This is a genomic window from Chitinophaga varians (assembly GCF_012641275.1).
Classification (GTDB): Bacteria; Bacteroidota; Bacteroidia; order Chitinophagales; family Chitinophagaceae; genus Chitinophaga; species Chitinophaga varians_A.
Genome location: NZ_JABAIA010000002.1, coordinates 1,238,652 through 1,258,039 on the forward strand (window position 1 = coordinate 1,238,652; position 19,388 = coordinate 1,258,039).

The window sequence follows — 19,388 nt, forward strand, 5'->3', positions numbered from 1 at the left end:
GATCTTTAGATGGTTTTTTGAAGGTTTGGAGATTGATTGAATCCTTGCCGCTGCATATTTCCCCAGGTATGTTTTTTACCGGTGAGCTGATTAAAATATCCTCTGATGGCGCAAAAGAGTACCGTCGGGTGATATATGAAAGGCTCTGCCAGTGCGAGAATACAGAGCTGGCATACTTCTTTCCAGCTTTGGTAGTAGCGGAAAATCAGCTGGTCCCACAACATAGAGAGGGAAGTGATCAATATCGAGAAAGTATAGATAAACACGAGGAGAATGATCGCGTAGTCCCAGTTGATCAGGTGGTTTACTATAATGTAGATGTAATAGATGATACCTGCAAACTCGATCAGGGGGGCCAGGAGCTCAAAGAAGAAGTTATAGGGGAAGATGATCAGCCCTAATTTTTTGTATTTCGGGTTGAACAATACTTTTCTGTGTTTGCCGAAAATTTGTGCGAGGCCTCTGGCCCAGCGTACCCGTTGCCGGAAGAATATTTTGTAGGTGGCCGGAACTTCCGTCCAGCAAAGTGTTTCAGGGATATAGTGGATGCGGTAGGGCAGGTCCTGTTCGCACATGTACCGGCACATGCGTACCACCATGTCCATGTCTTCGCCGAAAGAGCCGGGATCATAACCGCCGGATTTGATCACGATGTCCTTGTCAAATAAACCAAGGCCGCCGGACACGTTGGGAACGGCGTTGATGAAGGTCCAGCCCATTTTGCCCAGCAGGTAGGAACGGATATATTCCATTTCCTGGAAGCGGGGCAGCAACGACCTGGGCACCCGTACGCGGGTGATCACGCCGGCTTCCACATCGCAGGAGTTGGCCGCACGCAAAGGGGCGCCGGTGGCAATCACTCTTTGCGGATCGTCCATGAAGGGTTTGATCAGTTTCAGCAGGGTGTCGCGGGCCAGGATACAATCTACGTCAGTATTCAGGAAATAGTCGAAAGAAGAGGCGTTGATGCCGGCGTTCACCGCATCGGCCTTGCTTTTGCCATTGACCTTATCCAACACCAGCAATTTGGAATAAGCCGGGTTGGTGGATTTAAAGAAACGTTTTACGGCCTGACTGGGGATCTGTTGACGGTAGGCGAAGTTGACTTCTGTCAGTTCAAATTCGTCGATTAGTTTTTGCAGGGTATCGTCTTTGCTGCCATCGTTTACGATGACCACCTCAAACCGGGGGTAGTTGAGCGCCAGCAGTGACCGTACGTTGGCGATGATGGTGACGCCTTCATTGTAGGCCGGTGCGATCACCGATATGCCGGGCGTCAGGGGAGAGGCCACCAGCATTTGCTGGCCTCTTATTTTATTTTTCCACAGGCTGCGGCGGATGGCGATGAGTGACAACACGGCCAGCAGGATGTAAAAGAGGAATAACCCGGCACAATAGATGAATATCGCGCTTTCGTAGAAATCGGTTATGTGTTTGAGTATCGCAGTTTGCATGATTAATATTTAATCAGGGGGTTCAGACTGTGTTGCAGTACCTGTTGCCTGGTGCCGGTGAGCGATTCCTGTAACCGGGCTATCAGGCCACTGGCGAGTGCTTTGTGTGCTACAATGGAATGCGCGGCGTGTTTCATCAATAGAAAATCTTCTGTCTGTTCCAGTTCCTGCCGGAGGAAATCAATGAAGTCTCCGGAGCCGATACGGCCCAGGGCTTTCAGTATTTCCAGTTTACAACTGTCCGGTTGTTGGGGGTACATCTTCACCAGTATTGGTTCAGCTTCCAGTGCCATCAGTTTGCCGAGGTTGTTGATGGTCAGCGCCCGCAGTTGTTCGTCGGGGGTGTCCAGCATTTTAATCATCGCCGGAATGGCCTCCGGCTGCTGGAAATAAGCTGCCAGCTTAAGGCACAAAGAGATAACACTGGGATGGTACCGTGTGTCGATCCATTGAGCGAAGGAGGGCATGGGGATGTCTTTCCGGAGGGAAATAATCCGGAACAGTTCAAACTGTTCCCATGCCAGCAGTGGTTCTTTTACATGACTGAAAAATTCAAACGGTGCATCAGGGGAGCATTGTACCCAATAGGAACATGCTAATTCGCGGATGTACCGGTCGGGGCTCTGGGTGAGGGCCAGTACATGTTCTTTTTCGAGCAGCACGCCCATGCCGGATAATTCCACCAGGGCGTTGGTGACCGCTTTACGCTGGCCGGACCTCAGGGCTACCGCGGATTTGTGGTGCAGTCCCAGGTCGAGGTAGAGCTGCCGGAGCAGTTGTGGAATATCGCCGGTGAAGTTATTGCGATATTCCAGCAACTGGTCGATCAGTACGCCGGCCACCCACTTTTTATGCAGCGGGAGCGCCCTGAATGCGTCCAGTGGCAATACTACCGGAGCGTCCGGATCACCTACAGCCTTGTAGATAATGTGTTCCAGCAATAGGTCGTTCACCTGCTCGCGCATCGGCCTTTCTTTCTTTGCGCGGCGCTGTTTTCGCCACCGGAAAAGAATCATGTACACATATGCCGCGATAGTACCGGTAACGGCCAGCACGCTAACAATGATAGCTATCTGAATCACCAGCGGGAAGTAGGCGAAATAATAGAAAAGATCGTCCAACCACTCCCGGAGCGATGTTGTGGTATCCATTAAGGGGTAGTTAATAACTAATGAATCAAATGGTTTTTTTCTTTTTGTTGAATCAGACGTTTTACTCGTGAAGAAAGTTCTGCCGGATTAAACGGCTTTTTCAGATAATCATCCACGCCGATGTCGAAGCCTTCCGTGATGGTTTTTTCGTGTGTAACTGCAGATAAAACCAATATCGGAATATCGAGATGAAGCTCGTTACGCATTTTACTGACCAGTTCCATGCCATTGGCGTATGGTAACATCAGGTCTGTGATAACCAGGTCAAATTTGGATTTTTGGAGATACTGCATCGCATCTTGCCCGTTTCTGGCGATACTGATGATATAATCCTGTTTTCTTAAAATGATTTCAATTGCCTTACAAACAAATTCATCATCTTCCACTAAGAGAACACTATACATAAGTGATTGTTTTTGATTGATTAAAAAAATCCTTTTTTTAGATAGTTGCATGACAATAACCGGCCCTGATCGCATGGATAGCCGCATGCAATTGCACAGTGATTAGATACTATAAATAAAAACAGGAGTTAGCCCATCCCTTGCTCTTAAGGGGTTCAACGAGGTTTCATGGTAATAACAAGCAGGTTAACTTCAATAAAAAGATGGCATTTTTTTAGTGACTCAAAACTCGAACTTCTTGTCTAGCAAAGATATGCATATTCTGTGCCAAATACGTAAACATTAACAATACGTTTACTATGGGGAAGAAATTAATATGAATTGAAAATAGAATAAATTAAATATTTCAACCATTTCATTCCGTGGTTTTCAACCTCTTGCCGCACACCTGCCGCCCTGACAATTATCCCTTGTTTGCCCTCCCGGTAAGCCGATGGCACAATAGCTGCGGTAGTTTTAAACGGCAGGTATTATCTGAACAACACGTCCTGGAAATAGATTTGCGTAACAAGATTGTTACCTGTAGATTTGTAACAAGATTGTTACAAGTTATGGAGACGAGACGAGATGTTTTTCATGCCATCGCTGACCCTACCCGGCGCGCTATCCTGCATATGCTGGCAGGAAAGAAGATGAACCTGAACGCCGTGGCGGACCGGTTCGACATCAGCCGCCCGGCCATTTCCCGGCATATTAAGGTATTGACGGAATGCGGGATGGTGATCATTAAACAGGAGGGACGTGAACGTTATTGTATCGCCAACCCTCAGCCATTAAAGGAAGTGGAGGCGTGGATGAAGACCTATAAAGACTTCTGGGCTGACAGCCTCGACGCCTTGGATGAATTCCTGAAAAAACAACGTACCAGAAAAAAATAAGCTTAACCATATGAAAAAAGTAACCGAAAAACGCGTTTTTGTTCAGGTGGAAAAGACTTTTGACGAGCCCGCCGAAACTATTTTCGATGCCTGGCTGGATATAGAAATGCTCAGCCACTGGATGTTTGGTCCCGCTGTGCGCAACGAGGAAATTCTGAACCTCACCAATGACCCACGCCCGGGAGGCCGCTTCAGCTACCAGGTGAAACGTGGCAACGAGATACTCAACCACATCGGTGCTTACCTGGAAGTAAAACGTCCTTACCTGCTGGTATTCACGTGGGGCGTAGATATTGAACCGGCAGAGGAAAGCGTGGTGACCATCCGCATTGCGCCTACCGCCACTGGTAGCCTCCTGCAACTGGAACATGATATGGACCTTAAATGGTCAGCTTATGCAGACCGTACGGAAGAAGGATGGACTTATATGATCGGGTTGCTGCATGATTATCTGCAACGGAAGAAAGCCAAATAAATAACCCCCGGGGCGTAAGCCGGGGGCTCAAATACAGATCAAACACCCGGAGGAAATTAAACACTCCCGGCTGTTTGGTGGCATGCCGATTAGGGAACTATCACCACATTGGTGGAATTAGTCTGTTGTATCACAGCTGTTAATGGCCGCGTTTCTGCGGAGAAGTTATTCCCGCTGATGGTGCAACTGTCTGTCGTGTTCAGATAAATGCCATAATGCAGCCCCGGCTGGATAAACCCGCTGACATTACTGTTGAAAGTATTATGTCCCACCTTGCTGCCTGTGGCATTGAACAAAGTGATACCATGCTGCGCAAAGTTTTCTATTGTATTATTATTGATCAGGATGCCTTGGTGGGGCCGGGAAGGCGCGATGGCATCTATATAACGGCTACCCTGTAAAACGATCTTCTTAAATTTTACGGTAATGGCGCCTTCATCTGCACCCAGGTTATCATAGGCACAGTCACGGATGTTATTGCGTAAAATACTGACCTTGCTGCTGTACAGGCCATTGATCCACTGTGCGGCCTCGTTGTACAAGGCTACAGCGGGAGAGGAACAATTATACAGACGATTGCTGTCAACCGCACCATTGGCAGCACGCAGGATCACACCGCGGCCACGGACCGTGAACTGGTTGTTGTACACATAAAACAGTTCATTGCGACGAGTGCTGTTGTATAGTTGTGCGTTCTGTTGCTGGTCTGATAGATTGATATCTGTCATGGCCGCATAGCTGCTGTCTGCAATAGCAGGCGTGAACTGCACGGTGAAAGTGCCCTGTCCTGTATTGGCTTGTACGCTGGTGACGGTGAAGTTTTGGGAGATGATATTGCCTGTTTTCGGAATATAGATATCGAAGCGGTCACCTGTTTTGAGGTTCATGTAATCGCTTTTTACAGTGAGGCTGTTAGTCGCGTTTTTAGCAGTGATCACCATGCCTTTGTTATAGAGTGCCACGCCATCGTCGCCGTTGCCGGTAAAGGAGGAATTTTCCACCCAAGGACCGATGGTATTGCCACGGCAATGTACCCCGTCGGCATTGGCAGAGACGAAGCGGGTATTGTCTTTTAGAGCGGAATGGCAATTGAGCACTTTCATGTCCCCGCCATCAAAAGCGTAGTAACATCCCATCGGGCTGGCGTAGTTGGTGATGTTGCTGAAAGTGAGATCGGTGCAGTTGGTGGTGCTGATAAACGAGCCCATATTGGTGCGGCACAGGATAGTGAGGATATCGCCTGTGGCGAAGTATTTGCCGGAAGTGGAACCGGGATGCACAATGTTGTACTCTGCGGGACTGGTGCCGGCAATATACGCAGCGTCACCGGGCACCAGCCCGAAAGCATTGCCTATGCCGGGTTTTACTGCACCGGGGTGCGCAGGGTCCAGCAGGTAGGCCCATGACCAGTGTGTGGTGAACGACGGGTTATTGGTGATGGCAGGGTAGTAGGGTGATGTTTGTCCGGCTACGCCGCGAAGCCTCGCCCGTACATTGAGCGTATTGGGATTACTGGTATCTACCTGGATGATGTCCAGGAGTGAATGGGGCAGCGGGTCCCAGTCAACCGTAAACCCTTTGACCGTGATACGGTTGGAATTGCGGAAGTTCAGAAAACCTGTTTCCGGGTGGTTCATGACCGTAATTGTTGCCTGGTTGCCATCGACGATCAGATCGTTGACGCCGGTGTAAGAGAACATAAAACTGCCGGCGGCGCCGGGGTCCAGGGCATAATGGCCGTTGGCTGCAAACTGCACCGTGGCCGGCGTATGTTTGACGGCGGTGTCAAGAATAGCTTTCACCTGGGCATAGGTACTGTTGTCCGGCACCGTGTATACGTTGGCGATAGTGGCGACCGTATAGCTGTAACGGGCAGACCATGGGCTGCCGTTGCCACTGGCATCGACCGCTTTGACCCGCCAATAGAGTTTCCCGGCGGGGAGTGGCTGAAGTGGCACATAACGGGTAACGGGCAAGCTTGCACGTTGTGCGAGTATGTTGGTAAAACCGGTATCGGCTGCGATCATGATATCGTAACTGCCGGCTTCGGGAACAGCGCTCCAGGTAAAACCAGGGTGGGGCATATAGCCGGAGCTGCCATTCAGCGGCGTGGCGGGTACAGGAACGGTTTGCGCGTACAGGGACTGGGAGCCAACAAACAACAGGGCAAAAAACATACTGATCTTTTTCATACGTGAATAATTTTGGTGAGCAGTTGACATGGTCATATCACTCCAAAGATTCTTTCCTCACCGCATACCCGCAAAAAATACACGACGTTTTTCGTATGGGAACATTCCCTTTCTGCGGGAATGTTCCCATACAAAAAAGTAGAGATCAGCTGGACTCGCGGACGATCAGTTCGGTTTTAAGCACACGGATAATGCTTTTCCAGTCAGACAGGTCGCGGTTGATCTGGTCAATCAGCAGCTGCGCGGCCGTTCTGCCGATCTCTTTTACCGGTTGCGCCACGGTAGTGAGCGACGGATGTATCAGGCCGGAGGCAAAGTCGTTGCTGAATCCTACTACCGCCATGTCTTCCGGTACCCTGAGCCCTTTCTTTTTGATGACCTGGATAATTTCAATGGCCGTAGGGTCGCTGATGGCGAAGATAGCGTCCGGCGGCTGTGGAAGGCTGAGCAGGTGCGTCACATAGATATGCACCATATCTGTGTTGAGGTCGTAAGGAATGACGAGGTTTTCATCATAAGGTACGTTGTGTTTCTTCAGCGCCGCCTTGTAGCCGTTCAGTCTCTTTTCGCTGATGCGCAGCGAGGTGGGGCCCGACAGGTGCGCGATCCTTTTACGGCCTCTTTCCAACAGGTGGCTGACCGCCTTGTAGGCGCCCTCAAAATCGTCCACGATAACTTTAGGCACATCCATATCATCGCATACCCGGTTAAAAAAAACAATGGGAATACCCTTGCGCTGGAAGATCTTCAGGTGATCGAAATTCCGGGTCTCTTTACTGAGCGATACCAGAATACCGTCTACCTGGTTGGCCAGCATCACCTTTGTGTTGGCCACTTCCGTTTCATAGCTTTCGTTGGACTGGCAGATGACGGTATTGTATCCTGCTTTGCTGGCCACTTCCTGTGCCCCGATGGTCACATTGGGAAAATAGGAACTGGTGAATTCAGGGACAATTATCCCGATGGTATTGGTTTTCCGGGTGATGAGGCTGATGGCCAGCATGTTCCGTTGATAGTCCATTTTCTCCGCCAGCTCCAATACCGCCTGCCGGGTATCGGCTTTCACGCTGGGATGGCCCGTCAGCGCGCGGGAGACAGTTGACTTGGAAAGCTGTAGCGCTTTGGCAATGTCGACGATGGTCACCTGGTGTCGTTTCATAACTCGCAAATTGTATGAGGCCAAAGAAACGAAATAACCTTTAAATTGGGAACATTCCCATAGATTGGGAATGTTCCCAATTTAAAAGCGGACCTTTTTTGTAGCATCTGTGCCTGTTTGTTTACATCTTTGGATAACAAATTCACACGTATGGAAGAACTGTTGTCGACAACTTTATGAGTGGGCAAGCTATACCTGATTATTTCCACAGCGCCACTTCCCGGTAGAAGCAGAAAAACTAGTCATTAAAAAAACAGCAAGGGGAATGCAAAAAATGAGTTTCACGTTAACGGGGTATTGGATACTCCCGTTTTTTATCATCTGTATTTGGATGAACAGTACTGCGCAGCAACCAACCCCGGCGGTGACGGGCAAAATCACCGAAGCTTCCGGCACGCCGCTGCCTGGCGTAACTGTCCGCGTTAAAGGCGGTAACATATCGGCCGTTACCAATGAAGAAGGTATTTACAACATCAAAGTAAACAGCGTTCCCGGCACTATTCTCCTGTATTCCTACATCGGGTATGTCAGCCGCGAAGTGAAACTGACTGCCGGCAGAACAACCTACAACATCACCCTGGAGCCAGCTGTGAAAGGCCTTAACGATGTGGTGGTAATAGGTTACGGCACGGTGAAACGCAAAGACCTCACCGGTTCCGTTGGAGAAGTGAAAATGGCGGACATGGCCAAAGCACCGGTGCCTTCCTTTGAAGAAGCGCTCGGCGGCCGTGTGGCAGGGGTGCAGGTCTCCGCCAGCGACGGGCAACCGGGAGCCCCGCTCAATATCGTCATCCGCGGCAACAACTCTGTCACCCAGGAAAATTCTCCCCTCTATGTGGTAGACGGTTTCCCGATGGAAAACCCCTCCAACAATATTTTTAACCCCGAAGAAATCGCCTCCATTGAAGTGCTGAAAGATGCATCGGCCACCGCCATCTATGGCGCCCGTGGCGCTAACGGCGTCATTCTCATCACCACCAAAAAAGGAAAAACAGGCGCTCCTGTACTCTCTTATCAAACCTGGATGGGGTTCCAACAAAATCTGAAGAAACAAAAAATGATGGACCCGTACGAGTTCGTCAAATTCCAGCTGGAACAAAACAGTACCCTCTATACGCCCATCTACCTGAAAAATGGTAAAACACTGGAAGACTACCGCCATGTGAAAGGCGTCGACTGGCAGGACCAGGTGTTGCGCAACGCTTTCATGCAAAACCACAGCCTGTCTATGAGAGGCGGCAACGATAAAACAAAATATGCGCTGTCCGGCTCCCTGCTTGATCAGGACGGGATCATCATCAACAGCGGATTTAAACGTTACCAGGGCCGCATGGTGCTGGACCAGCAGGTGAGCAATAAAATAAAGGCAGGCATCAACCTTAACTATACCGCTACCAAAACATACGGCGCCTTTGCTTCCACCACCAATACAGGGCCCACGTCCAGCCTTATGTACAGCGTATGGGGCTATCGCCCGGTAACCGGCGATTCCACCAATGGCGGTTCACTGATCGATGAACCGTTTGACCCCGATGTGGACCCGCTAAGCGAATACCGCATGAACCCGATTATCTCCAACCGCAACGAATACAATCCGGCGTTTAACAATACCCTGATCGGCAATGCCTATGTGGAATATAAACCGGCCAGGTACTTTACCCTGCGCATAAGCGGCGGTATTACGCGGGAGGCTGTACGAAAAGACGTGTTCAACAATTCCAATACCCGGCTGGGCAATGCGAAAAGCAGCGCCCTGGGCGTCAACGGTTCGGTGAGCAATGCGGAACGTAACAGCTGGCTCAATGAAAACACGCTCACGTATGCACGTGTTTTTAACAAAGACCATAACCTGAACGTGATGGGTGGCATGAGCATGCAGAAAACACAAACGTATAGTTATGGCTTCAGCGCTTCCCAGGTGCCTAACGAATCGCTGGGCATGAGCGGTCTCGATGAAGGGATTATTACTGCAGCGCCTACGGCCCGCTCTGCCAATACGCTGATGTCTTTCCTGGGAAGAGTAAATTACGGTTATAAATCCCGTTACCTGCTCACGCTTTCGTTCAGGGCGGACGGTTCCTCCAAATTCCCTGTCAGCAACCGCTGGGCCTACTTTCCCTCCGGCGCGCTGGCATGGCGTATTATCGAAGAACCGTTTATGAAGAATGTCCGCGTGCTGTCGGATGCCAAAGTCCGCGTAGGTTATGGCACCACCGGCAACAACCGGGTGCCGGATTTCGCTTACCTCACGGCGTTGCAGCTGTTCCCGTATTCGGGCTATGCTTTCGGCAATTCACCGGTGCAGGGCATTGTGCCCAATAACCTCGGTTATCCTGAACTGAGATGGGAAACCACCGCACAAACAGATATAGGCGTTGACGTTGGTTTCCTGCAAAACAGGATCACCCTGTCGGCCGACTACTATAAAAAGAATACGCGTGACCTGCTGCTGAACGCCACCCTGGCGCCTTCTATGGGTTACCTCAGCGGCATCCGCAATATCGGCAAGGTATCTAACGAAGGACTTGAAATTACGATCAACAGTACCAATATCCAACGAAAGAACTTTAGCTGGTCCACCGGTTTTAATATTTCCTTTAACCGCAACAAGGTACTACAGCTCAATGAAGGGGAGCCCAGCTACGCCAGCCGTATTACCTGGGGCAATTTCAACAATGCCTACCCGTATATCGCTGTTCCCGGCCACCCTATTGCGTTATTCTATGGCTTTCTGTTTGATGGCATCTACCAGTACAGTGATTTTAATAAGCTGGGTGATGGCTCTTATGTGTTGAAAAACGAAGTGCCGAACAACGGTAATCCTGCCAGCAGTATTCAGCCTGGCTATATCAAATTCAGGGACATCAACGGTGACGGCAAAGTGGACAACAATGACCTGACCATCATCGGGAACCCTAATCCGAAGCATATCGGCGGGCTGTCCAACAATTTCACCTACCGCAATTTTGACCTGAACATTTTCCTGCAATGGAGCTATGGCAATGACCTGCTCAATGCCAACCGCATTGAATTTGAAAATGGTGACGTGACCCGCAATTTCCTGAATATGTTCGCTACTTATGCGGACCGCTGGACACCGGAGAACCAGAGCAACAGTCTCTATAAAGTAGGTGGGCAGGGACCGCTGGTATATTCATCCCGAACGATAGAAGACGGTTCTTACCTGCGGCTGAAGACTGTCGCCCTCGGCTATACGCTGCCGGCGAAAACACTCAAAGCCGCGAAGATAAAGACGCTGCGGGTATATGCTTCCGCGCAGAACCTGCTCACCTGGACAAACTACTCCGGCCTTGATCCGGAAGTATCTGTGCGGAATTCTGCGCTCACACCGGGGTTTGACTGGTCGGCCTATCCCAAGGCACGCACGGTTACTTTCGGATTAGACGTAACCTTTTAGTGACCTTAAAAGTTGTGAAGATGAAAATTGACAATATCAAAACATATATCGTGATGTGCTGCGTGCTGGCAGGTTCCCTGTTCAGCGCCTGCAACAAATTCCTGGACACCAGGCCGGAAGATTTTGTGACACCGGAAAACTATTTCAATACCGATGCAGACCTGGACCGTGCGCTGAACGGCGTGTACAACCGGTTGATCGATACTTACGGAAGAATGTATTCCCGCGGGCTTTACAGTTTCCTGTCCATCAGTGATGAGTTCTTTTACAAAAATGTATCGGTCAATAACCTCCGTGTGCTGGACTTTGACGCCGGGCAGCTGGACGTGGGCAAATTATGGGAGGTAGCCTATCAGGGCATTGACCGTGCCAACCTGTTGCTCGAAAATGTGAACAAACCGAAAATGGATGAAGCTAAAAGAAACGCGATCAAGGGGCAGGCACTTTTCCTGCGGGCGTATTTTTATTTCGTGTTGGCAGACAATTATGGCGGCGTGCCGTTGAAACTTTCATCCACCACATCTCCTACAGCGTCTAACCTGCCGCGTGCTTCCGTGGCCGAGGTGTATGCGGCCATCGTGGCGGACATGAAAGCAGCGGAGCCATTAGTGAATGATATCAGCACTTATACAAATAATGAGCGTGTAACCACCACCGTGGTACAGGCCATGCTGGCGCGGGTGTATCTTACCATGGCCGGGGAGCCGTTGAAAGATGTGTCGAAATATGCTGATGCGCTGACCTATGCCGATAAGGTGATCAATTCAGGTAAACATTCACTGAATCCTTCTTACAGCAATATTTTTATCAATCATTCCAAAGATGTCAATGAGCCACAGGAGTGCCTCTGGGAGATAGGGATGTACGGTAACCAGCAGGGCACCGCGCAAATAGCCGGTGGGGTGGGCATCGAAAACGGGCTTGAATGCCCGGACGACAATATCGGTTATTCCGGCGGTGCGGTGCATCCTACGGCGCGGCTGTTTAACTTGTTTGAAGCCGCTGACCAGCGCCGTGACTGGGCCATTGCGCCTTACAAATATGTGGTCACCGCAGGCGTTGTGTCCAAATCGTTTTACACCGCTGCGCAGGTATATGACCGCACTGCCGGCAAATGGCGCCGGGAATATGAAACACAGGTGCCTAAAAACCGGTTGTATAACTCCACTAATTTCCCCGTGATACGCTACGCCGATGTGCTGCTTATGAAAGCTGAAGCGGAGAATGCCGTCAGCGGCCCGGTGGCCGCAGCGTATAACGCCATCAACCAGGTGAGAAGAAGGGGGTATGGCAAAGCTTTGAATGCTGCAGATCCTGCGGTGGACCTGCCGGCAGGGCTGGCCAGCACGGACTTCCTGCAACGGTTGCAGGACGAAAGAGCACGGGAGCTGTGTTTTGAGGGTATGCGCAAACATGATCTGATTCGTTGGGGCCTGTACGTTAGCAAGATGCAGTCCCTCGCCACAGAAGTGAACAACACAGCGCCTGCTGCCTGGAAATACGCCGGCAGCGCCGGTAAGAACACCACGGCGCGGAATGTGCTGTTCCCCGTTCCTAATACTGAAATCACCATCAACCGTCTTATCACTCAAAATCCCGGCTGGTAAAATATGACGATACGACCTTTTATATACCTGATGATCATCGCCGCTTTTTGCGGCTGCGCCAAAGAAAAGGTGACTACGCCGGCGCTGGAGGTGACTACCAGTGGCACTACCTTTAAAGCCGGTGATACCGTGGCGTTTGTTTTCCGGGGCAATCCGGACAATATCACTTTTTATTCCGGCGAACCCGGACGGCAGTACGAATACCGCCGCCGCACCACCGCAGATAATGATTTGCAGGTAGACTTCAGTACATTGGTGCAGTTTGGCAGGATATATCCTAATCTGCAGCTGATGGTGTCCAACGATTTTACAGGCATAGCAGATGTGGAGCATGTGAAAGCCGCCACGTGGAAGGACTTGTCAGCCAAAGCGGTGTTTTCCACCGGGCAGGACAATACACCTTCCGGGGTGGTCAGCCTCAAGGAATTTGCCGATTCGTCCCGGCATCCGCTGATCTATATCGCTTTCCGGTATGCCGACACCAATAAGCCAGAGGGGCAGAACCGTTGGGTAGTGCGTACCTTCACCGCCAACAGCGTATCGGCGGACAAGGTAGTGACGCCGCTGGCCACCATGGCCACCGCAGGCTGGAAGGCGGTAGACTTCAGAAATCCGGCGTTTGGGTGGACCATTACATCGGCACAGCTATTGATGCCCAACAGTAAAAATACAGATGACAACGAAGACTGGGTGATCTCCAAAGGATTTGACCCTACTGCCGTAAAACCTGACCAGGGCGTGGCCTTGAAGAATATCAGCAACACCCTGGCGGGATATAAATATGTGTTTGCCCGTCCGGGTACCTACCGGGTGGTATTTGAGGCGTCTGCCGTGCGTTATAACGGAGAGAAACATATTACCAGAGAACTAACCTTAACGATTACACCCTGATGAACGCAACCATAGATACCGCCGTTATTGTAGTTTTTTCCCTGTTTATCATGCTGGTGGGCTTTTCCTTTTCCAGGACAGGGAGGAACCTCAAATCCTTTTTTGCAGCCGGAGAGGCCGTGCCCTGGTTTATTGGCGGATTGTCCCTTTTTATGAGTTTCTTTTCCGCCGGCACTTTTGTAGCATGGGGTTCCATTGCCTATCAATACGGATGGGTGGCCATCACTATCCAGTGGACCATGTGTATTGGCGCGCTGGTGACAGGGCTGTACCTGGCGCCGCGCTGGAAAGCTACCGGCAATCTTACCGCGGCGGAGTTCATCCGGGAGCGGTTGGGAGAACGCGTGCAGAAAGCCTACATCTATATCTTTATGCTGGTGTCTTTGCTGATCAAGGGCTCTGTGTTGTATTCCGTGGCACGGCTGGTAAGCGCTTCATTGGGATTGCCGCTGATGCCTTCCACCGTGGCGCTGGGGCTTTTTATGATCGCGTATACCGCCGTGGGCGGCCTGTGGGCCGTGATGGTAACAGATATTCTTCAATTTGTGGTGCTGACCGCAGCGGTGCTGATCATTATCCCGCTGGCTTTTGATGCCGCAGGCGGCGTACAGCATTTTCTGCATTTTTCCCCGGAAGGTTTTTTCAGTGTGGTGAATGGCGAGTATACCTGGGGCTTCATCCTGGCGTTTGCCTTGTACCATGTGTTCTATATCGGTGGCAACTGGACCTTCGTACAACGTTACACCAGCGTAGACACGCCGAAGTCCGCCTCTAAGGTGGCGTATCTTTTCGCCGCGCTGTACATCATCAGCCCTGTGCTGTGGATGTTGCCGCCGATGTTGTACAAAGGCATCAACCCGGGGCTGCATGGCCTCGAAACGGAGAATGCCTATCTCATGATCTGCAAGCATGTGCTGCCGGCAGGTCTGATGGGGCTGATACTGACCGGCATGTATTTTTCCACCTCTGCTTCCGCCAATACAGCATTGAATGTAGTGTCCGCCGTTTTTACGAACGATATCTACAAAGGTTCTATTAATCCCGGTGCGTCCGATAAAACACTGATGCGCGTGGCAAGGGTATCTTCCTGGTTTTTCGGGCTGGGTATGATTGCCATTGCGCTGATAGTGCCTTATATCGGAGGCATTGTGGAATTTACGCTGAGCATTGGGGCCATCACTGGAGGGCCGCTGCTGGCGCCGCCTATCTGGGCATTGTTTTCCAGAAGGCTAACGGGCAAGGCTACCCTGTATATTACGATGGTCAGTTTACTGGTGAACCTGGTGTTTAAAATGGTCCTGCCGCTGACAGCAGGCGTAAAGCTTGACCGTGCCGGTGAAATGCTGCTCGGCGTTGGGCTGCCTTTTGTGTTGCTGGCGCTGTACGAATGGTACCAGCGCAGCAGGGGCGCTGCCAGCGACGAGTACGTTCGGCTGCAACGCCATCGCGCGCAGCGCAAAGCGGAAATACAGGAAGTCAGCACAGAAGAAGCCATCGAAATACAAAAACAAAACCAGTTCGGCTTAAAGGTGATCGCTTTCTCGCTTGCCTTCATTGCCCTGTTGTTATACGGACTGTGTTTCTTCTCACAAAAGAGCACCACTGTGGTGGCTGCCATTGCCACTACGGTCCTCATTGTATCGATCATACCGCTGAGGGCTGCACGAAAAACGAAGATCACCGCTAAACCGGAACCGGTAGAAAGTATTTAAACGACATGAGAAAAACCGTATTCACCCTTATTGGCTGCCTATTAGTTGTACTGGCGGTTACAGGCCAGCCAGCTGTTGTAACGATGAACAACAGCGCGCTCCGGTTGTCGTGGAAGAACGGCGCCACGGGCTGGCAGCTGGCACATATTGCCGTGAACCGCCAACAGCGGTGGCAGTCGTTGCCTCATGCCAGCGGAGAATATACGCTGTTGTACAGTGCAACGAAGCCGGACAACAAACCCCTGCCCCTATATGATAAATCCGGGAAACCACTCGTTTTCCCGGAGCCGCAATACCGGTACATCATCCCCGTGTGGGAATCGGCTTTGTCCCCGGTGCCGATGAATACGGCCGGTACGGCGCTTCACTTTTATCCTGCTGCCGTTACCAAAGCGGTGGACGGCTCGCTGTCGTTTACCGGTGAGAACAGTACCGCTGTACTCACTGCCCGCTGGGGCTTCGATGCTGCGTTTCCCGGCGACATCTGTGTAACCATGCTTTTGCGTGCGAAGGCTACCGGTTACTATTCGCTGGCGACGCCCACGCTGGCCACCATGGAAGAGCAGGACTTGCAGTGGGCGGGCATCCCCGGTTATTTTCAGAGTAATCATATAGAGAAAGATTTCATCAAAGCCTATGCGTATATGCAGGGCATTCCGGACAAGCCTGTTATTGTGCGGGAACGGACCGCTACCACACTTGCGCCTTTTATCTCTACCCGCGGGCAGCTGACGCTGGCCGTGATACCGGCGCCGGGCACCGCCCGCGATCCGTGGGAGAAAGACCAGCGCAGCAACAGCAACTGGCAACTGGGCCTCTCGCTGATGAACCGCAAAGCGGCGCTGACACCAACAGCTTACCATCCGGTACTGGGTGAAAAAGGATCTTACCTGCAAAAAGGGGATACCGTAAGTTTTGTATTCCGTTACAGCCTGCAGCCGGCGGACTGGTACACGGTGTATAAACATGCGGTGAATGACATTTATCGCTTTCCCGGTTCCCTGTCGCTGAAGAAAACCAAACAGTCCCTCACCAGCCGTATCCTTCGGATGCATCATTACCTCGTGGATGACAGCACCTCCATGTGGAAGGTAGAAAACTATAAAGGGGTGAACATCGGCGCACAGGCTTACCTGGGCGGTGTATATGGTGCTGAAAAAGACGCCTTTAAAAATTCCGATTACGGTGCCATGTGGATGCTGGCCAATATCACTCAGGACAGCGTATTGCAGCGTACCCGCCTGCCTTATGCGCGTAATTTTAAACTGATGCAGCAGGAGCAGCAACCCGGTTTTTTCCAGGGCGCCGCTGCAGGCCAGTACTACCTGTCTAAAAGCCGCCGCTTCACTGAAGAGTGGGGGCCTTATGTAGAGCCAATCGGGACTACCTATTACATGATGATGGACATAGGCAATGTGCTGCTGTTTAACCCGCACGATACTACGTTGCAAAGGGCGCTGCGTACCGCGGCCGACAGGCTGCTGGCGTGGATGGGGCCTGGTGGTAACTGGGCGGTGGCGTACGATCATGCCAGCGGTAAACCGATGTTTACAGAAGTGGAAGACCTGCGGCCTACTTTTTATGGTTTGCTGATAGCGTATAAGATGTTGGGTGATAAAAAATACCTGTATGCAGCAAAGAAGGGGGCGGACTGGTACATTGCCAACGCCACAGAAAAAGGCTGTTTCCTTGGCGTATGCGGAGATGCGCGGTTTGTGCCCGACTTTGCCACAGGCCAGAGCGCAGGCGCGCTGCTGGAGCTGTATGAGACGACCAAAGACGCCCGGTACCGCGCCGCCGCTATCCAGACGGCGAAATTGTATACCACCTCCGTATATACGCAACCGGTACCTTCTGTGGAGAAAAAGCTGGTGAATGGCCGTCAGCGCGAAGATTGGGAAATCAGTCAGGCCGGACTGAGCTTTGAACACGGCGGTATTATGGGTTCTGCCAACCACCGCGGGCCTATTGCGCTGGCCAGTCACGCAGGCTTGTTTGTCCGGATGTTTGGCCTCACCCGCGATTCTTTGTTTCTCAACATGGCCCGTGCAGCGGCCCTTGGCAGAGATGCTTTTGTAGACAGCGCTACCAGTGTGGCGTCTTATTACTGGGACGCCATGAATAAGGGTGCCGGCCCCTATCCGCATCATGCCTGGTGGCAGGTGGGATGGATCACCGATTATCTGTTGTCCGAAATACAACTGCGTGCTGCCGGTAACGTTACTTTCCCGCATGGGTTCATCACGCCGAAGGTGGGACCGCACCAGACATACGGTTTCGCACCGGGAAAGGTGTATGGCACTATGGCGGACCTGTTGCTGCGCGAGGATATGTTACAGGGCGCCGGTCCCTACCTCGATTATTACTGCGCTATCAGCCGTAAAGAGAAGAAGCTTTTCCTGTTGCTGTTGAACAATAGTCATCTTCCTTTGAAAGATACCCTTCGGGTGAACTATGACAAAGTGCTGCCGGGTAAGCTGTTGCGGCCGAAGAATGCTGTTTATCTCCATAAAGGAACACAGCAGGCCGCCAATGTAATACAGGCGTTTCCGTTAGCGATAGCGCCTTATGGACTAAGTGTAATTGCTATTAACTATGAACTATAAACGTTTTTTTACAATACTTTCCGGCGGCCTGCTGCTGCTGACATCCGCGTATTGCCAGGGCAGGGAAGAGGCCGAGGAGGCACGGCTCATTGCTGCTTCTCAGGCAGGCGCTTCACCCTTGTATTTTAATCCGGGAGATGCCACCGTACCGCTCGTCAGCACCGGTGGCTTTTATAACAATAATGAATGTACCGTGCGTGGCGGCCTGCCGCATTTCTTTCGTAAAGCGGCAGCTGGCCAGCCGCTCACCATCGGCTTCATTGGCGGTAGTATCACGCAGGGCAGCCAGTGTTACCGTCCGCAGGCAGCGCGGTACATACAGTCCATGTTTCCGGCTGCGGCCATGAAAGGCATCAATGCCGGTGTATCCGGAACGGGAACAGACCTCGGGGCCTGCCGCCTGTATGACCAGCTGATGCAATACCGGCCTGACCTGGTGTTTGTAGAGTTTGCGGTGAACGGCGCCTGGCCTGACGGCATGGAGGGCATTATCCGCCAGATCAGAAAAACATCGCCACAGACAGACATCTGTCTGATTTATACGGTCAATATCGGGCATACGAAAGCCTATGCTGAAGGCCGGGTACCGGAACATATACAGCTGCTGGAGCAACTGGCAGCGCATTATGCGTTGCCCTCCATTCACCTCGGTATGGAACCTGTCGCGCTGCTGCAGGCAGGAAAGCTGGTGTGGAAAAGCGCAACAGACGTGCCCGGAAAGATCGTTTACTCCCGTGATGGCCTGCATCCCGTGATAGCAGGTGGCAATTTATATGCCGCCGCTATAGCGAGGGGCATGCGCAAAATACAGGCTGCAGAAAGCGTACAGCCGGCGGCGTTACCCGCGCCGTTGCTGGCAGACAACTGGGAAGATGCAGGCATGTACGATCCCTTGCAGATAGCGACCTTCAGCGATGGCTTTACAAAGACGCCTACGGACCAGCTGCCGCTAAAGCAGTTCCACGGCTGGTTTCCTTATGTGATGGCAGCTGAACGGCCCGGTGCGGCTTTCACGTTTCATTTCACCGGCACCATGTTCGGCATCTTCGATATCGGCGGTCCGGAAATGGGCCAGCTGGAAGCAGAAGTAGACGGCCGGCGAATGAAACTGGTCAGCCGCTCCTCCAAAGGGACGCGTTTTCTGAGCGGAGCGGAGGAGACCGACAGCAGCGGCAGCTTTACCATCAACCGGTTCAATAGTTTTTGTAATAACCGCTACAGGGGCCAGTATGAGATGATCATCCTGCCGCCGGGCAAACATACCGTCACCCTGCGCCTGTCGGCCGATAAGGCAGACAAACGCACCATACTGGGCCCTGCGCAGCAGGAGGATATTACGCTTCATCCGGAGAAATATGACCATACCGTCGTTTATATCGGTAAGATTTTATTGCGGGGAAAACCCGGCAGGTAATGCATAACCCCGGTGCAGCTTGTTGGG

The 19,388-nt window shown here is 51.6% G+C and carries 13 protein-coding genes; 8 read left to right on the plus strand and 5 right to left on the minus strand.

The window, feature by feature from the left end; translation table 11 throughout:
• Nucleotides 1-5: 5 nt before the first annotated feature.
• Genes HGH92_RS19675 through HGH92_RS19685 form a run of 3 tightly spaced genes read right to left on the minus strand, consistent with a single transcriptional unit; the run spans nucleotide 6 to nucleotide 3,009 of the window.
• Nucleotides 6-1,454, minus strand: a complete 1,449-nt coding sequence (locus HGH92_RS19675) for a glycosyltransferase family 2 protein (protein ID WP_168872458.1) — start codon at nucleotides 1,452-1,454, stop codon at nucleotides 6-8.
• 2 nt (nucleotides 1,455-1,456) lie between these two features.
• A complete protein-coding gene (locus tag HGH92_RS19680) occupies nucleotides 1,457-2,605 on the minus strand; it encodes a HEAT repeat domain-containing protein (protein WP_168872459.1) in 1,149 nt (382 codons plus the stop codon).
• Nucleotides 2,606-2,622: 17 nt separating this feature from the next.
• Nucleotides 2,623-3,009, minus strand: a complete 387-nt coding sequence (locus HGH92_RS19685) for a response regulator transcription factor (protein WP_168872460.1) — start codon at nucleotides 3,007-3,009, stop codon at nucleotides 2,623-2,625.
• 551 nt (nucleotides 3,010-3,560) lie between these two features.
• Between HGH92_RS19685 and HGH92_RS19690 the strand changes: the two genes are divergently transcribed.
• Both HGH92_RS19690 and HGH92_RS19695 read left to right on the plus strand, forming a co-directional pair.
• The gene (locus tag HGH92_RS19690) at nucleotides 3,561-3,887 is read left to right on the plus strand and encodes an ArsR/SmtB family transcription factor (protein WP_168872461.1); all 327 of its coding nucleotides are present in this window, start codon (nucleotides 3,561-3,563) and stop codon (nucleotides 3,885-3,887) included.
• Between the two features lie 10 nt (nucleotides 3,888-3,897).
• Entirely contained in the window at nucleotides 3,898-4,362 is a 465-nt protein-coding gene (locus tag HGH92_RS19695) for an SRPBCC domain-containing protein (protein WP_168872462.1), read from the plus strand.
• 89 nt (nucleotides 4,363-4,451) lie between these two features.
• On the opposite strand, the gene HGH92_RS19700 is transcribed toward HGH92_RS19695, so the two are convergent.
• Nucleotides 4,452-6,554 carry a right-handed parallel beta-helix repeat-containing protein gene (locus tag HGH92_RS19700; protein ID WP_168872463.1) on the minus strand — a complete coding sequence of 701 codons (2,103 nt, stop codon included), beginning with the start codon at nucleotides 6,552-6,554 and terminating at the stop codon, nucleotides 4,452-4,454.
• A gap of 145 nt (nucleotides 6,555-6,699) precedes the next feature.
• Nucleotides 6,700-7,713, minus strand: coding sequence for a LacI family DNA-binding transcriptional regulator (locus HGH92_RS19705; protein WP_168872464.1), 1,014 nt, complete (start codon nucleotides 7,711-7,713; stop codon nucleotides 6,700-6,702).
• Nucleotides 7,714-8,044: 331 nt separating this feature from the next.
• On the opposite strand from HGH92_RS19705, the gene HGH92_RS19710 reads away from it, so the two are divergent.
• Genes HGH92_RS19710 through HGH92_RS19735 form a run of 6 tightly spaced genes read left to right on the plus strand, consistent with a single transcriptional unit; the run spans nucleotide 8,045 to nucleotide 19,361 of the window.
• Nucleotides 8,045-11,131: a SusC/RagA family TonB-linked outer membrane protein gene (locus HGH92_RS19710; protein ID WP_211092678.1), complete on the plus strand. Its 3,087-nt coding sequence runs from the start codon at nucleotides 8,045-8,047 to the stop codon at nucleotides 11,129-11,131.
• 20 nt (nucleotides 11,132-11,151) lie between these two features.
• Nucleotides 11,152-12,738 (plus strand): RagB/SusD family nutrient uptake outer membrane protein, encoded by a 1,587-nt coding sequence (locus tag HGH92_RS19715; protein ID WP_168872466.1) that lies wholly within the window; start codon nucleotides 11,152-11,154, stop codon nucleotides 12,736-12,738.
• A 3-nt stretch (nucleotides 12,739-12,741) separates the two neighbouring features.
• On the plus strand, nucleotides 12,742-13,629 hold the full coding sequence (locus HGH92_RS19720; protein WP_168872467.1) for a DUF5017 domain-containing protein: 888 nt from the start codon (nucleotides 12,742-12,744) through the stop codon (nucleotides 13,627-13,629).
• Nucleotides 13,629-15,341 (plus strand): sodium:solute symporter family protein, encoded by a 1,713-nt coding sequence (locus tag HGH92_RS19725; protein WP_168872468.1) that lies wholly within the window; start codon nucleotides 13,629-13,631, stop codon nucleotides 15,339-15,341. Before HGH92_RS19720 ends, HGH92_RS19725 begins: the two co-directional genes overlap by 1 nt.
• A 5-nt stretch (nucleotides 15,342-15,346) precedes the next feature.
• Entirely contained in the window at nucleotides 15,347-17,947 is a 2,601-nt protein-coding gene (locus HGH92_RS19730) for a glycerophosphoryl diester phosphodiesterase (RefSeq protein WP_168872469.1), read from the plus strand.
• Nucleotides 17,937-19,361 carry an SGNH/GDSL hydrolase family protein gene (locus tag HGH92_RS19735; protein WP_168872470.1) on the plus strand — a complete coding sequence of 475 codons (1,425 nt, stop codon included), beginning with the start codon at nucleotides 17,937-17,939 and terminating at the stop codon, nucleotides 19,359-19,361. The genes HGH92_RS19730 and HGH92_RS19735 overlap by 11 nt, the downstream gene beginning before the upstream one ends.
• Nucleotides 19,362-19,388 lie beyond the last annotated feature (27 nt).

What these genes read in the sequence shown, in the direction of transcription:
- HGH92_RS19675 (WP_168872458.1), bottom strand. Translation starts at nt 1,454, where the DNA reads ATGCAAACTGCGATACTCAAACACATAACCGATTTCTACGAAAGCGCG.
- HGH92_RS19680 (WP_168872459.1), bottom strand. Translation starts at nt 2,605, where the DNA reads ATGGATACCACAACATCGCTCCGGGAGTGGTTGGACGATCTTTTCTAT.
- HGH92_RS19685 (WP_168872460.1), bottom strand. Translation starts at nt 3,009, where the DNA reads ATGTATAGTGTTCTCTTAGTGGAAGATGATGAATTTGTTTGTAAGGCA.
- HGH92_RS19690 (WP_168872461.1), top strand. Translation starts at nt 3,561, where the DNA reads ATGGAGACGAGACGAGATGTTTTTCATGCCATCGCTGACCCTACCCGG.
- HGH92_RS19695 (WP_168872462.1), top strand. Translation starts at nt 3,898, where the DNA reads ATGAAAAAAGTAACCGAAAAACGCGTTTTTGTTCAGGTGGAAAAGACT.
- HGH92_RS19700 (WP_168872463.1), bottom strand. Translation starts at nt 6,554, where the DNA reads ATGAAAAAGATCAGTATGTTTTTTGCCCTGTTGTTTGTTGGCTCCCAG.
- HGH92_RS19705 (WP_168872464.1), bottom strand. Translation starts at nt 7,713, where the DNA reads ATGAAACGACACCAGGTGACCATCGTCGACATTGCCAAAGCGCTACAG.
- HGH92_RS19710 (WP_211092678.1), top strand. Translation starts at nt 8,045, where the DNA reads ATGAACAGTACTGCGCAGCAACCAACCCCGGCGGTGACGGGCAAAATC.
- HGH92_RS19715 (WP_168872466.1), top strand. Translation starts at nt 11,152, where the DNA reads ATGAAAATTGACAATATCAAAACATATATCGTGATGTGCTGCGTGCTG.
- HGH92_RS19720 (WP_168872467.1), top strand. Translation starts at nt 12,742, where the DNA reads ATGACGATACGACCTTTTATATACCTGATGATCATCGCCGCTTTTTGC.
- HGH92_RS19725 (WP_168872468.1), top strand. Translation starts at nt 13,629, where the DNA reads ATGAACGCAACCATAGATACCGCCGTTATTGTAGTTTTTTCCCTGTTT.
- HGH92_RS19730 (WP_168872469.1), top strand. Translation starts at nt 15,347, where the DNA reads ATGAGAAAAACCGTATTCACCCTTATTGGCTGCCTATTAGTTGTACTG.
- HGH92_RS19735 (WP_168872470.1), top strand. Translation starts at nt 17,937, where the DNA reads ATGAACTATAAACGTTTTTTTACAATACTTTCCGGCGGCCTGCTGCTG.